At 59.5% G+C, this 14045-nt stretch carries 11 protein-coding genes; 7 read left to right on the top strand and 4 right to left on the bottom strand.

Going from position 1 to position 14045, the window contains the following annotated elements:
- Positions 1 to 3: 3 nt before the first annotated feature.
- Positions 4 to 534, bottom strand: coding sequence for a YceD family protein (locus HUV26_RS10260; protein WP_174410000.1), 531 nt, complete (start codon positions 532 to 534; stop codon positions 4 to 6).
- 220 nt (positions 535 to 754) lie between these two features.
- Here HUV26_RS10260 and rpmB point away from each other — a divergent pair, with 220 nt between their 5' ends.
- The 3 genes from rpmB to HUV26_RS10275 all read left to right on the top strand — a co-directional run bounded on the left by rpmB (position 755) and on the right by HUV26_RS10275 (position 3209).
- Complete coding sequence (rpmB, locus tag HUV26_RS10265) at positions 755 to 964, top strand: 50S ribosomal protein L28 (protein WP_174410001.1); 210 nt, start codon at positions 755 to 757, stop codon at positions 962 to 964.
- Positions 965 to 1402: 438 nt separating this feature from the next.
- Positions 1403 to 2272, top strand: coding sequence for a DMT family transporter (locus HUV26_RS10270; RefSeq protein ID WP_174410002.1), 870 nt, complete (start codon positions 1403 to 1405; stop codon positions 2270 to 2272).
- 253 nt (positions 2273 to 2525) lie between these two features.
- Positions 2526 to 3209 carry an FxsA family protein gene (locus HUV26_RS10275; RefSeq protein WP_174410003.1) on the top strand — a complete coding sequence of 228 codons (684 nt, stop codon included), beginning with the start codon at positions 2526 to 2528 and terminating at the stop codon, positions 3207 to 3209.
- 130 nt (positions 3210 to 3339) lie between these two features.
- On the opposite strand, the gene HUV26_RS10280 is transcribed toward HUV26_RS10275, so the two are convergent.
- The 3 genes from HUV26_RS10280 to HUV26_RS10290 form a co-directional block, all read right to left on the bottom strand.
- A complete protein-coding gene (locus HUV26_RS10280; RefSeq protein ID WP_174410004.1) occupies positions 3340 to 4950 on the bottom strand; it encodes a hybrid sensor histidine kinase/response regulator in 1611 nt (536 codons plus the stop codon).
- 93 nt (positions 4951 to 5043) lie between these two features.
- Entirely contained in the window at positions 5044 to 9060 is a 4017-nt protein-coding gene (locus HUV26_RS10285) for a response regulator (protein WP_174410005.1), read from the bottom strand.
- 332 nt (positions 9061 to 9392) lie between these two features.
- Positions 9393 to 11087, bottom strand: coding sequence for a glycosyltransferase family protein (locus HUV26_RS10290; RefSeq protein WP_174410006.1), 1695 nt, complete (start codon positions 11085 to 11087; stop codon positions 9393 to 9395).
- A 53-nt stretch (positions 11088 to 11140) separates the two neighbouring features.
- Here HUV26_RS10290 and HUV26_RS10295 point away from each other — a divergent pair, with 53 nt between their 5' ends.
- The 4 genes from HUV26_RS10295 (at position 11141) to ruvA (ending at position 14037) form a co-directional block, all read left to right on the top strand.
- On the top strand, positions 11141 to 11788 hold the full coding sequence (locus tag HUV26_RS10295; RefSeq protein WP_174410007.1) for an RlmE family RNA methyltransferase: 648 nt from the start codon (positions 11141 to 11143) through the stop codon (positions 11786 to 11788).
- Between the two features lie 73 nt (positions 11789 to 11861).
- Positions 11862 to 12605, top strand: coding sequence for a YebC/PmpR family DNA-binding transcriptional regulator (locus HUV26_RS10300; RefSeq protein ID WP_174410008.1), 744 nt, complete (start codon positions 11862 to 11864; stop codon positions 12603 to 12605).
- Between the two features lie 165 nt (positions 12606 to 12770).
- A complete protein-coding gene (gene ruvC / locus HUV26_RS10305) occupies positions 12771 to 13286 on the top strand; it encodes a crossover junction endodeoxyribonuclease RuvC (RefSeq protein WP_174410009.1) in 516 nt (171 codons plus the stop codon).
- A 145-nt stretch (positions 13287 to 13431) separates the two neighbouring features.
- Positions 13432 to 14037, top strand: a complete 606-nt coding sequence (gene ruvA, locus HUV26_RS10310) for a Holliday junction branch migration protein RuvA (protein ID WP_174410010.1) — start codon at positions 13432 to 13434, stop codon at positions 14035 to 14037.
- Positions 14038 to 14045: the final 8 nt, after the last annotated feature.

The following is a 14045-nucleotide window of genomic DNA, read 5'->3' on the forward strand; positions in this document are numbered from 1 at the left end:
GTGCTACTTGTTAATTTTCAGGTTCCGCAACACCGCAAGGCGGGGGTCTTCCGTTCCGCTCTCGCAGTTGCAGGGTTCAGTATTAAGGTCGGCACCGCACTGGGGGCACAGACCCTTGCACGTTTCGCTGCACAAAGGTTTGATGGGCAGTGAAACGAGAAATTCTTCCCAGAGCAGCGAGCCCACTTCTATTTCCAGTCCCTGCCCGTCCAGGGCGGGGCGGATGGCGGGTTCTTCTCCCGGGTCACGCAGGTCTTCCTGCATGGAGAAGAGTTCGCTGAACCGCTGGTCTACCGTTACCATCGCTTCTTCGGCGCAACGGTCGCAGGGCACGGCAACAGTGCCGGAAACGCGGCCACGCACAAGGCAGCCTTCTTCCTGCGGAGTAAGGTGCAACGTGGCGGCAGGCGCTTGGGCAATGCGGTAGGGCAGCTTGAACTCGGCTATGGGTTCAAGCCATATGGACTGGTTGTCCACAACAATCTCCCCGCCTTCTGCGGGGATGTCTTTCAATGGTATCCAGATTTGCGGCATATGTGTATCCTTGCGGAAGGCGATTTCTACATGCGACCAGTTCAGTTTGTCAAGGAAAGGGTTTAAGAAAAAGGTTGCCTTTTTTGTACCGAGGGTATAATACACCCATCTCTTTGCAGGTACACCGGGTTGGGAAGCGGCCCGCCGCGCGCGCTCCGTTTGCTACCATGCCTGCGCTGATGCGAACCAGATATTTTTTCATCATATATGGAGGATCGTCATGTCCAAAGAATGTGCAATGTGCGGCAAGAAACCCCAGACAGGTCACCTTGTTTCCCACTCCAACATCAAGACCAAGCGTCGTTTCCTGCCCAACCTGCAGAGCGTGCGCCATCAGCTGCCCAACGGTGAAGTTCGCCGCATCAGCGTATGCACCCGCTGCATCCGCTCCGGTGCTGTGATTAAGCCTGTGGCAGCCAAGAAAGCCTAGTTTTTCCGCGATCCTTCGAGGATGAAAACGCCCCGGCCCGGCCGGGGCTTTTTTCGTGCTTTCTGTTCCCGCGTGAGCCTGCCGTCCGGAACCATGCAGCCGGGGCCCGTGTGCTGTCCCGGCCAGAAGCAGCTTTGGGCTGCACGTTCTTGGGGCGGGCTGGCATACGTTCTGGCACTCGTTCTGGCACTCGTTCTGGCATCCGTTCGGGTATCCGTTCTGGCATCCGGGCTTCCATCCATACAGGGGCAGGCCATACGTCCGGCACCTGGTCGGGCATCCGGCTGGCATTCGGCTCCGGAGACAGCAGAATCCTGCCCGACATTTTTTGTGCGGCCTGAAGATGGCTTTCCCAGCAGATACTCTATGCGTATTGTGACGCTTCCGGCATGATTATTCCGTGCCGTTGGGGTATTCGCCATCGAAAGGAGGCCGTTCATGCTGTGGTTTGTGCTTTCGTTGGGAACCGCCTTTTTCTCCGCCCTTGAGGCGGCTGTCACCAAGCGTTGGCTGGGGCATCTTTCCCGCTGGGATATGCTGGCCTGCTTTCTGGGGTGGAGCTGGCTCCTGTTCGCGCTCTATATAATGATACATGGGTGGCAGCCGCTGGCTCCCGCCTACTGGAGCAATCTGCTCTTTATGGTTCCGCTCAACATGGCGGGCACGTATCTGCAGTACGAGGCCATACGCGCCGCGCCGCTTGCTCTGACCATGCCGTTCATGGCGTTCACTCCGGTTTTCATGATTCTTACCGGCCACCTGTTTCTGGGGGAGCTGCCCACAGTATGGGGCGTGGCGGGCATGGGGCTTATTGTGGCCGGAAGCTGGGTGCTCAGCGCAGGCGGAAACGGGAGCCGGGCCTTCTGGGAACCTTTCCGGGCCATCGTGCGCGAACGCGGATCGCGCTATGCCCTTGCGGCTTCCTTTATCTGGGCTGTGGCCTCGGTTATCTCCAAGCGGCTTGCCCTTTCCGGCGACCCGGTCTACGCCGGGGCCATGTTTTTTGTCATTCACAACGCCCTGTTCGTGGTGGGACTATTTGCGTTGCGCAAGGCGTCCCCCGCGGTGCTGTTGCGGCATCCTGTGGCCGGTCTTGCTTCCGGGTTTGTGCTGCTGGCGCATATTGCCTGCCATTATTCCGCCATAACCATGGTGGCTGCGGCGTACATGATATCCATAAAACGTCTGAATGGCGTTATTGCGGTTATTCTGGGCGGCGTGCTCTTTAAAGATCCCTACGTGCGCGGCAGGTTAACCGGGGCCGCCGTCATGGCCTCGGGAGCCATGGTCATTGCGCTGTGGGGGTGAGCCTGTTCCGGTTATCTGAATTGCCCCGACCTGCCGGACCCGGCAGGAATGGTATCTGTGCCGCAAGCGGACCTGTTTGTGTTGTGCGCTATTTCCTGACAAACCGGTGCGTTCTGGTTCCTGCGCCTGACCGGCTGATCCGAAAGGACTTGCCTTCCGTGGCAGAATGGTTACCAATGTCGGAACCCAATCGCGCCGGAATGTCCGCATACACAAGGCTCGGAGCGCGGAGAACGTCAACACGGGACGCGGGATGTTTCCAAAACTGCTGCTACTGTTTATTCTTGTTCCCATCATTGAACTGTACCTCCTGGTGCAGGTCGGCTCTGTTCTGGGAGCCGGAACCACCATATTGCTGGTCATTGCCACCGGCGTTGCCGGGGCGTGGCTCGCCCGCACCGAAGGCTTTAACACCATGATGAAGGTGCGGGAGAATGTGAATCTGGGCAAGATGCCCGCTGATGAACTGGTGGAGGGCCTGCTTATTCTTGTGGCTGGCCTGATGCTGCTTACTCCCGGCCTGATAACGGATGCGGCAGGACTTGTGCTGTTGCTGCCCCCTTCGCGGCGGCGTATTGCCCGCTGGCTGCGCAAGGAATTCGGTGAAGCGGTGCGCGTGCATGGTGCTGGTATGCAGGGGGGAGCCGGTGGTGCCGGGTTCACCTACTATACGTGGCATTCTACCCGGCAATACGGTGACAGGCGCGAGAGCTTTCTCCGTGACGCGGGCAGGGAAGACGGCGCGGCTTCGCGCATTCGGGATGCGGAAAACTCCGGAACTGCGGGAACTGCGGGAACAACGGGAGCAGCAGGAATGACGGGGGTCAGAGACGGCGGCAATCTTCCGCCACGCCGGGCCGTTGTCATAGACTGTGAACCTGTTCATCCCTCCGCAGAGTCCGATACCCGCACCGATGACAACGGTTCCGGTAAATAACCCGACTGAACAGCACGTGCCGTTTTTGCGCGAGGCAATGACAGGCCTTGTAATTGTTAACTGGCTGCGCCTTATAACAGGCCAACAGCCGGTTAACCGCAGCTCTGCAGGGACAGGTGCTGCTGTGGCATTATGATGAGCGTGCGGTGGGGCGGTGCACGGCGCGCACGGCATCCAGCAATTCCTGCCGCGAATAGGGCTTGGCCAGCACGCCCTGAATGCCGCTTGCCCCTGCCAGCAGACGCCTGTTATCCGCAAAGGCGGTAAGTGCGATAATGGGTACGGTTGCCGAGGCTTCCCCGCATTCTCCGGCACGGATGCGCCCCGCCACCTCTAGCCCGTCCGGGCCGGGCATCTGAATATCCATGAGCACGGCGTCGAAAGTCATTTTCCGCAGCATGGTCATGGCCTCTGTGCCATCCTGCGCCACGGTTACGCTGTGCCCGTCCAGTTCCAGCAGTCCTTTGCCTGCCGCCTGACTTACCACATCGTCTTCCACCAGCAGGATGTTCAGTGGCCCTGGCTGTTCCGTTGCCTTTTCCGCAGCGGTTTCACCCTGCTGCACAGAGCTTTGTACTGCCTCAAACGGGAGCAGTATGAAAAACGTGCTCCCTTTGGCCTCCTCACTTTCCACCCATATGCGTCCGCCCATGGCGCGGGCCAGATTCTTGCTTATGGCCAGCCCAAGCCCGGCCCCGCCGAATTCCTTGGTGATAAAGTCCTCAGCAATGGTAAAGCTTTTGAATATGTGCTTTTGCGCCTGCGGGGCAATGCCTATGCCTGTGTCCTTCACTGTGAACAGCAGGTTGATGAAGCGTGATGATGAGGCGTGCTGTTCGCCGTTGGTGCTGATGCTGAACTCGACGCTGCCCTTCTTGGTGTAGCGCACGGCGTTGGACAGCACGTTGGAGAGAATCTGCTTCACGCCGCCGGGGTCGCCGATCATTTCTTCCGGGACGGAAGGGAATATGCTGGTGCGGAATTCCAGCCCCTTTACGCGGGCCTGTTCGCGGATGATGTCCAGAATGGGGTTGAGGGTTTCCTTCAGGTTCATGTTGCGGCGTTCCGGGCGCAGTTTGCCCGTCTCTATATGTGAGAGTTCCAGAAGCGAAGCCACAAGCGAGGCGAGACGGACCGCCGAGTGGTTGAGGAAAGAGAGCAGTTCCTTCTGTTCCGGCGAGAGCGGGCTGCCATCCAGCAACTGTGCCATGCCCTGTATGCCGTTGAGCGGGGTGCGCAGTTCGTGGCTGATATTGGCAAGAAAGATGCTTTTGGCCTGACTTGCCGCTTCCGCCGCTTCCTTGGCAACGGTGAGTTCCGCTGTGCGGCGGACCACCTGTTCCTCCAGAACCCTGTTCTGGTTGTAGAGAGCCAGATGGGTCTTGATGCGGGCAAGCACGATGGGCGGGCTGAAGGGTTTGGAAATGAAGTCCACTGCGCCGAGGCCGAACCCCTTTTCCTCATCCTCGCTGCTGCTCAGGGCGGTGACAAAGATGACGGGCACCGCAGCGGTTTCAGGTGATTCCTTCATGCGGCGGCAGACTTCGTATCCGTCCATGCCGGGCATGACGATATCGAGCAGCACGATATCCGGGGGATGGGCGCGTGCCAGTTCCAGCGCATCTGCCCCGTTCATGGCCACATTTACAGCATATTCCGGCTGGAGAATGGCGTAGAGCATCTCTATGTTTGCGGGCGTGTCGTCCACAACAAGTACACGATAGGGCGTGTGCCGGATCATGCCTCATCTCCTTTTCCGCCGTCGGTATTGTTCACGTGGCGGTGGTATTGCTGGTTACGCTTGTGCATCTGTACAGTCTTCGCTGTTCCGGGACTATGGTTTCTGTTTCTCTGCCGGAACGTCTTCTTCTTCTTCTTCTTTCTGCGCGCCGCCTTCCCTTGTCATGGTGGTCAGGGCGGCAAGGCGCAATCCTGCTTTTTTAAAAGCAAAGGCGGCAAGTTCCTGACCCAGTCGTTCGGTTTCCGCTTTGTCGCGCTGCTCCAGCGCGGTGCGCAATGTTTCGAAGAGGGTCAGGGAGTTCATGTCGTGCGTGGCAATGTGCTGCGCCAGTTCGCGCACTGCCATGGCAAATTCGCTGCTCTCCAGCCCGCCGGTGACAGCGGCGGATGTGGATGCTTCCGGTCCGCCATGCGTGGAGGGCTTCTTCGGGGTATTAGGCGTTGGCGCTTTCTGTGCGCTGCCCGATGTGGTCGCCTTGGGGGCGGCATCCCGTGCGGGAGCCTGTTCTCCCGAATCTGCCGCGGAGTTGTCCGCCTGTGCCGCTGTTGCGCTTCCTGCGGCGGTAAACGACTCCAGAATGTGGGTGGCGGCCATTTCTGCGCGTCGAATGGTGCTTTCCACTTCTGTGAGCAGGGGGGGGATGTCCTGCCTGCGCTGTTTAATGGCGTCTGCCAGAGCGGCTGCCGCCTCATGCACCTGCATGGCCCCTATGTTTCCCGCAACGCCTTTCAGTGTATGTGCAAGCCGAAAGGCGGTGTCTCTGCTTTCATGGTTCAGGCAGTGCAGAATCCGCTCCGTGACGTTGGCGTTCTCCCGAAGGAAATCCGAGAGCAGCCGTGTGTACAGGGCTGCATTGCCACGCACCCTGCGCAAGCCTTCCGCCATTGCAATCTCATCACCGTACGGCGGCACGGTTGTTTCTTTGGAGGCTGCCTGTGCAGATTCTCCGCCCGCGTCATCGGGCATTCCGGTCCGGGCAGTTCCGCTCACAGGTTCCCATCCGCCCGAAGCTATCCACCTGCCCAGCACGGCAAGCAGTTCGTCCGGGTCAATAGGCTTGTTCACATGGGCGTTCATGCCCGTTTGCAGGCTCATTTCCCTATCCGTGTTCATAGCGTGGGCCGTCATGGCAATAATGGGCAGCCCCTGCAGGCTGGGAATTTCACGTATCAGCCGGGTGGCTTCCAGTCCGTCCATCACGGGCATCTGCACATCCATGAGAACGGCCTGAAATTCTTGCCTGCGTACACGGTCCAGCGCTTCCTGCCCGTTTCGCGCCAGTGTAACGTGCAACCCGCTGCCCTGAAGAAGTTCCGTGGCAACCTGCTGGTTCAGTTCATTGTCTTCTACAAGCAGGATTCGGGCACCCCGGATGTGCTGCGGTACACGGGGGGCAAACGTCCCGCCTCCGGTGGCGCATTCTTCCGCCATGTCGTACCGGGCGGATGCGATGGTGCCATTTACCGGTTCCGCCGCGCTGTGGGAGATTTGCGCCTCCTGTCCCGGTGCCTGACCCTGTGTATTTCCGTCGCAGGCTGTGCTGAGCACGTCCACCAGGGTGTTGAAAAGCAGAGAGCGGTTGACAGGTTTGAGCAGCATTCCGTCCAGTTTTTCTGTTTTTACCCTGTGGCGCACCTCGTCCCGCCCGTAGGCGGTAATCATGATGAATCGCGGCAGCCGCTGGACATTCGGCATCTCCCGTATGGCGCGTATGCAGGCGAATCCGTCCATGTCCGGCATTTTCCAGTCAATGAGCACAAGGTCAAACGGCGGTTCCGCGTGCTGCACCGCCTCGAGTGCCTCTGAACCGCCTGAAGCCAGATCCGCACGCAACCCGAACGAGGCAAGGATATCCCGCATTATCTGCCGCGCGGTGGCGTTGTCATCCACCACCAGTATGCGGCATTTTCTGAGAGTCTGCGGGGCCATGGGCTGTTTGTGCTGCACATCTGCCAGCGGGAAATGCAGTGTGAAGTGGAATTCGCTTCCCAGACCCTGCGTGCTTTGGCAGTTCAGTTCGCCGCCCATAAGCTCCACCAGTTTTTTGGAAATGCTCAGCCCAAGGCCCGTGCCTCCGTACAGGCGCGTGGTGGAGCCATCGGCCTGCGTGAAAGGCGTGTAGAGTTGTGCCATGTGTTCCTGGGAAAGCCCTATGCCCGTGTCCCGCACGGAAAAGCGGAGGTTCCCCCCTTCCGGAGTTCTGTTTTCAACAGAAACGGACACGACAACCTCGCCTTCTTCCGTGAACTTTATGGCGTTGTTGGCAAGGTTGATGAGCACCTGACCCAGGCGCAGCGAATCGCCGTACAACCCGGCGGGCACATCGCTGTCTACGGCTAGCAACAGTTCTATGCCCTTTTCTTCTGCAGGCAGGCAGACAATATTGACGGTGTTTTCCATGACGGCATGCAGGGAGAAGGGGCTGGGGTCCACCTCCAGCCTGCCTGCCTCAATCTTGGAGAAGTCCAGAATGTCGTTGATGATGCCGAGCAGCGAGTTGGCAGACTGCTTGATCTTGAGCAGGTAATCCTGCTGCTTGGGGGTCAGCTCGGTGCGCAGGGCAAGGTAGGTCATGCCCAGAATGGCATTCATGGGGGTGCGTATTTCATGGCTCATGCGGGCAAGAAATTCACTTTTTGCCATGTTGGCCGTTTCTGCCTGCATACGGGCGTTTTCCAGTTCCCTGTCGTTGAGAATCCTGTCTGTCACGTCGCGTGAGATGCCGCGTATTCCCGTCAGGGAGCCTGAATCGTCAAAGACGGGGTTCCCTGTTGTGTGCAGCCAGACGGTGTGTCCTTCCCTGTGCGCGGCGGCTTCATCCCAGTGAAAATGTTCGGGCAGTGCTTGCAGGGGGGCACCGCCTTGCACCGCAGAGAGAAGAGAATCCACAGTGAAGGGGCTGCGGCCCAGCACCTCTTCCTGTGTGAAACCCAGAATGTCATGTACGCGGGGGCTGACATAGGTGATACGGCCCTGCTGGTCCGCTTCCCAAATGATATCCCACGATGAATCTACAATCTGTTTGAAGCGGCTCTGGCTTTGTTGAATGGCCTTAAGGCTGGCGGCTTTTTCCAGCAGACGCCGGGCGTTCAGAAAGGCGGCCGTGCCTATGAGCAGCGTGATGACCGTAAACACGTACAGGAACCGGTTGTAAATGGTGCCGATAAGCAGCGATATCTGCTCCGGCGCGACAATACTTACCAGTTTCCACGCGATGGGCGAGGTAAGCGCTATTTGTGCGTCATGTGGCGGAAGGAAGTGGACGGTGCTGAAGGTGAAGAGTGCCCCTTCGTGCATAAACTGTCCGTTCAGTGTGTCACGGATGTTGCTCCACGCCTCGGGGTAGCGGCTGGCAAAGGTGCGGTTCTGTCTTTCTGGATACATGAATGCCCACGCGTCCTCCGGGTGCGGAGAGTACAGCCAGTAGCCGTTCTTGTTCAGCAGCATGGTGTGGGAGCGTTCCAGTTCGCTGGAACGGGCAATGGTATCCAGCAGCCCTTGCGCCAGATAGTTGAGCATGAGAACGCCCTTGCGGTCGCCCTTGGCGTCAAAGCAAGGCGTGGCAACGCGGACCATCGGTTTGATGGGAGTTTCCAGCTTTCCGTTTTCTACGTTCAGGTCCATTTCAGATACGAAAACGTTGTTGGGGGGCAGGTCTTTGCTTTCCACAAAATAGTAGCGGCTGGCTTTATCCTGCAAAGACTTGCGGGAAACCACGGCGGCTCCCCTGCGCTGCTTGTTGACGCGGATATCCTCCATGCCGGAGAGGAGCAGCAGGCGCACCTGATCGTATTTGCGGTTGTTGCGGATGAAGGCGAAGTATTCGGCTTCCAGCTTGCGGCGGTAGTCTTCTGAAAAATCAGCCAGATAGTCCTGCAGCCCCGCCTGATGGGACAGGTTGACCAGGTCTTGCAAAATGGATTGCAGTTCCAGTTCCGTGGACTTGGCCACAAAATCTACATGCACGCTCTGCCTGCGTTTCAGCAGCGATTCGCGCAGGGAGGCTTCGTTATGTGCCACGTAGGCGATGATGATGCCCGCAATAAGGGTGACGGGCAGAAAGAACTTGCCCGCCTCTTTAAAGAGCTGCTGTTTATCAAGTGTGCGCATGATTGAGTGCAATGTGCCGATTTTAATTGTTTATCCAATAGGGTTGGCAATTATCCTATAGATTACCGTATTATTTCGGCTGGAACAATATGATTCGTGAAAATAATAATGAAGTATGCGTACGGGTGGTGTGCTGCCAGTGGTGGTTGCGGGTGGCGGCAAGGTTACCCGATACCGTGAAAGACCGGATGGGAAAAGGCGCCGGATCAGGAGCCGACCGGAGCCGACCGGAGCCGACCGGAGCCGACCGGAGCCGATGTGCATCGGGTGTATGTGGTGCCGTGAGGGGCGGATTGGAAAGACGGTTCCGCAATGCGGACGGTTGGGCAGGGTCAGGAAGCAAATACGGCGGCAAGAACCTGCCGGACGCGGTGGCGGTAGGTGTGACCGTTCAGTATGACATTCCGCCACATGCTCCGTAGTTCTTTTGTGCTGTCGGGAGTGGCGCGCCATGCCGCCATGCGCTCCGGCAGTTCATCGGCGCGGTGGTAGGTCACCGCCTGCGCAAGATGGGCGGGGAAGATGTGCATGCCGGGATTGGCATCGGTGAGCAGCAGCCCGCCTGCGGCCCAGACGTCAAAGTGACGTTGTGTGAGCCCGCCCGGGAGCAGCAGGCCGGTGATGTTCAGGGTTATGCCCGCCTTCCTGTAAATGGCGGGAAGACGGGTGTAGTAGTCTACGGGCGGGTGCAGGCGGCGCAGGCCGGGCACAGCGGTATGCCAACCCTGGTCCCCGAAGACCGTTAGGCCATGGGGGAGGGCCTGTTCAAGGCACAGGGCCCGCCAGCGTCGGGAGGCCTCTTCTGCTCCGGCACCTGCGTGGCGCGGGGTGTCGGGCCAGAAGCCGGTAATGCCGAGTTGTCGTGTCCACCAGTGATAGTCCGGCCTTTCTCCTGTGCTGAGCATCTGCGTGGCTTTGGCCATAAGGGCGGAATCGGGCACAAGCCCGGAGAAGTATTTGCGCCGTTCGGGAAATTCAGAGCGTCCCACAAAGACGGCCGCCTGCGCAAGTTCATGGTCCTGAGGGGCGTCATGCTGCCTTTCGGCTGTTGCATCAGAGGGGGAAAAGATGCGCGGGTCGGTGGCCAGAGGCAGGTGATGCACGTCTGTGCCGCCCGTCGCCCGCAGGTCCGGAAGGAAGGTGTCGTCCGTGACGAACAGGTGCGTATCTTTCCAGAAAGGGGCCTTGCAGCCGGAGAGGATGTGCCACGGCGTATCCACGCACCATGCCGCCACCTCGGTTCCGGCGGCACGCAGCAGGTGGTGGCGTTCGCCGAACATGTCCAGTCCCTGAAAGTTCACGCTGAAGAAAAGCCGGGGTGAATGCTGCGCCAGCAGCCGGGGCAGGGTGGTTGCCATGTCCTGCGGCGGTACCGTGAGCACATGCCAGCCTTCATCGGTAAAGGCTTCGCGCAGTTCGCGTATGAGCAGGCCCTGCTCTGTGCCCGGCAGGATGACGGTGCGGTCTGCCGATTCCGCAGATTTTGCCGATTTTTCCCGAGATGTCGGACATGCAGGAGACGCTGAGGAAGCCGGGGATGGCGTAGGTGCGTCGACGGCGGCACAGGCAGTGTTGTGCCGCAGGTGTTCCCATTGGGCGGCGGCCAGCAAAGGCCCCCAGAAAGAGGGAAAAAGTCGTGTGTTCTGGCGGTAGAACAGCGTTGTGCTGCGTGCCAGCAGTTCCGGCGTGCATTGCTGCGGGGATATGCGTTGCCAGTGGCCGGGTATGGCGGCTGCCCAATGCGCGGGCATCTGGCGTTCAAACTCCGGACATTCCACATAGTGTACGGTTTTGCGCGGGGCGGCGGCGTCCGGGGCAGGGCCGCAGGGGCCGGCAACGGAGCATACAGCCGCTGCGGCAACGGCAGGGTCGGGACCAAGCCCGAGCAGGAGCATGTCTGCACAGAAAGATGCCCTGTCCGGCAGAATGGCGGGGCCGTATCGGTCGAACTGGTCTTCGCCCGCAGGCAGTGATTGGGGCTTGCCAAGTTCGTGTATGATGCGTATCCGTTCCGGGCGTCGGTCCATGTGCGGCCTTGGCGTTACAGGCACTTTGCGTTACAAGTGCCGCAGGTGAAACAATGAAAGTATATCGTGACCATTATTTCAAGAAGGCCAAGCAGGAAAACTATCCTGCCCGGTCTGTCTACAAGCTCAAGGAAATAGACAAGCGTTTCCACCTGTTCAGGCCGGGAATGCGCGTTTTGGACCTTGGCGCGGCGCCGGGGTCCTGGTCGCTGGGCGCAGCTGAAATCATCGGCCCGCAGGGCAGGGTGCTCGGCGCTGACCTTCAGACCACTCAAACACGGTTTCCCGCCAATGTCACCTTTATGCAGGAGGACGTGTTTGAGCGTTCTCAGGCGTTTGAAGACGCCCTTGCGGCTATGAGCCCGCTGCATATCGTGATGAGCGACATGGCCCATAACACCACAGGGCACCGTTTTACGGATCAGGCCCGTTCTGCGGCCCTGTGCCGCGAAGCACTTGCCGTGGCCGCCAGATACCTGATACATGGCGGCAGCTTTATCGTGAAAATTTTCATGGGGCCGGATTTCCACGAGTTCGCGGCGGAAATGCGCGTGCACTTCACCTCGGTGAAGACCTTTAAGCCCAAAAGCTCCCGTGCCGAGAGCAAGGAAATATTCTACATCGGCATGGGTTTCAAGGGTGGACAGGAAAACGCGGATGATTCTGCGGGACACGCAGCCGGACCCGATGCAGACCAATAACCCGGCGCGCAGAAGCAACTGCGCTGCCAGCGGGCGCACCCAGATGTGCGCCGTATGATTTTAAGGAGGAAACATGGCCGGACATAGTAAATGGGCGAACATCCAGCATCGCAAGGGACGCCAGGACGCAAAGCGTTCCAAGGCCTTCACCAAGGCTGCCAAGGAAATCATCATTGCAGCGAAAGGTGGCGGCGACCCAGCTGGTAACGCCCGTCTGCGCGCCGCCATTGCCGCCGCCAAGACGGTGAACCTCCCCAAGGATAAAATTGAGAATGCCATAAAGAAGGGAACCGGCGAGTTGGCCGGTGGCGACATTGCGGAAGTGATGTACGAAGGCTACGGACCGGGCGGCGTGGCCCTGCTTATTGAAGCAGCCACGGACAATCGCAACCGCACCGTTGCGGAAGTGCGCCATCTGCTCAACAAGGGCGGCGGTTCCATGGGCGAAGCGGGCTGCGTGGGTTGGATGTTCGACCGCAAAGGCGTGGTTACCGTGACCAAGGAAAAAATATCCGAGGAACAGGTGATGGAACTCGGACTGGAAGCCGGTGCTGAAGACGTGGTCGATCAGGGTTCCGTGTGGGAAGTGCGCGCCGCACTTGCCGACTTTGAAGCTGTGCGCGCGGCCTTTGAGGCGGCGGGCATAGAGGTGGATTCGGCGGAACTGGCCATGATTCCCCAGAACAGCATAGAGGTGGACGCGCAGGTGGGGCAGAAGGTGCTGAACCTTATTGACCTGCTGGAAGACAACGATGATGTGCAGAACGTCTGGGCAAACTTTGACATGTCCGACGAGGTTCTGGCGCAACTGAGCTAGCAGCAACGCCTGCCGATGCCCGCCGGATGACGGCGGGCTTTTTTGCCTGCGTACGTTCGTTCTGACGGGAATGCTCGCATCCGTGACACCCGTGGCATCCGTGGAATCCGTGGAACACTGGTGGCACCCGTGGACGATAACGAACCGGAGCGGAACAGGAGCAGCATGACGCAAGATTGTACCGTTCTGGGTATAGACCCCGGCTCCCGCATTACCGGCTGGGGTGTGGTGCGCGAGGTTTCCGGCGTGGTCACGCTGGTGGACTGCGGCACCGTGCGCACGGCGGAGCCGGACATGGCCCGCCGTATGGGAATTATCTTTCGCGGTGTGACAGATGTAATAACCGCGCTGCGCCCGGATGAGGCGGCGGTGGAAGAGGTGTTCACCGCCCGCAATCCCGCCTCTGCCCTCAAGCTGGGGCAGGCGCGCGGGGCCGCGTTGGCGGCTTGTGCCGTGCAGGATATTGCCGTGCACGGCTATGAACCCACTAAGGTGAAGCAGGCTATCGTGGGTGTGGGCAGGGCGGAAAAGCAGCAGGTAGCCTTTATGGTGGCCACCATTCTCGGCGTGAAAAAGCCTTCGTGGGCTGTGGACGCAAGCGATGCGCTGGCTGTGGCCCTGTGCCATCTGACCATGCGCCGCTACAACAGGCTGGCACGGCTGAACGGAGGCCGCCTGTAACCGGACGAGCCGGGCAGGTGCCGCTTCGTTGCCTGCCGGTCTGCTTTGCGGTTTCCCTCAGGGAAGCTGTCTTCCGGGATTGATTTTCAACGGGCTGTTAACTTTGGGCGGGGATTGCGCTACAACCCGTGACGAGGGCACAGACATGATAGCATATCTGGAAGGACGTCTCGCGGAAGTCGCGGAAAACGCCGTGGTGCTGGTTACTGCCGGCGGCGTGGGATATCTTGTCCATCTGCCCGTGCACACGCTGGCACGGCTGCCCGCCAGTGGCGAACCGCTGGCCGTATTCACCTATACCGTGGTCCGCGAAGATGCGCTGGAGCTGTACGGGTTTCATACCTGGGACGAGCGCCAGACCTTTGCGGTGCTCATTTCCATTTCCAAGGTGGGAGCCAGAACCGCCCTTGCCATTCTTTCCCAGTTCCGGCCCGCCGATTTGCGGCAGGTGGTGGCGGAGGATGATGTGACGGCGCTGACGCGTGTTTCCGGTATTGGCAAGAAGAGCGCGCAGCATATTTTTCTGGAACTCAAGTACAAGCTCAAGGTGGAGAGCGTTCCCGGAGGAGCCGTGCTCAGTGGTGCTGCGCCTGGCTCGTTGTTCCGCGATGCCTTGGCGGGGTTGTGCAATCTTGGCTACTCCGAGGACGAGGCCGCTCCGGTGCTGAAGAACGTACTAAAGGAAGAACCGGACCTTGATGTGGGCGGGGCGTTGCGTGCCGCGCTCAAGGCGCTGGGCAGGGGGCGCTGATGCAGATG

Source organism: Desulfovibrio psychrotolerans (assembly GCF_013340305.1).
GTDB lineage: Bacteria > Desulfobacterota > Desulfovibrionia > Desulfovibrionales > Desulfovibrionaceae > Halodesulfovibrio > Halodesulfovibrio psychrotolerans.

Coding starts and splice junctions, on each gene's coding strand:
- HUV26_RS10260 (WP_174410000.1), bottom strand. CDS start 534: ATGCCGCAAATCTGGATACCATTGAAAGACATCCCCGCAGAAGGCGGG.
- rpmB (WP_174410001.1), top strand. CDS start 755: ATGTCCAAAGAATGTGCAATGTGCGGCAAGAAACCCCAGACAGGTCAC.
- HUV26_RS10270 (WP_174410002.1), top strand. CDS start 1,403: ATGCTGTGGTTTGTGCTTTCGTTGGGAACCGCCTTTTTCTCCGCCCTT.
- HUV26_RS10275 (WP_174410003.1), top strand. CDS start 2,526: ATGTTTCCAAAACTGCTGCTACTGTTTATTCTTGTTCCCATCATTGAA.
- HUV26_RS10280 (WP_174410004.1), bottom strand. CDS start 4,950: ATGATCCGGCACACGCCCTATCGTGTACTTGTTGTGGACGACACGCCC.
- HUV26_RS10285 (WP_174410005.1), bottom strand. CDS start 9,060: ATGCGCACACTTGATAAACAGCAGCTCTTTAAAGAGGCGGGCAAGTTC.
- HUV26_RS10290 (WP_174410006.1), bottom strand. CDS start 11,087: ATGGACCGACGCCCGGAACGGATACGCATCATACACGAACTTGGCAAG.
- HUV26_RS10295 (WP_174410007.1), top strand. CDS start 11,141: ATGAAAGTATATCGTGACCATTATTTCAAGAAGGCCAAGCAGGAAAAC.
- HUV26_RS10300 (WP_174410008.1), top strand. CDS start 11,862: ATGGCCGGACATAGTAAATGGGCGAACATCCAGCATCGCAAGGGACGC.
- ruvC (WP_174410009.1), top strand. CDS start 12,771: ATGACGCAAGATTGTACCGTTCTGGGTATAGACCCCGGCTCCCGCATT.
- ruvA (WP_174410010.1), top strand. CDS start 13,432: ATGATAGCATATCTGGAAGGACGTCTCGCGGAAGTCGCGGAAAACGCC.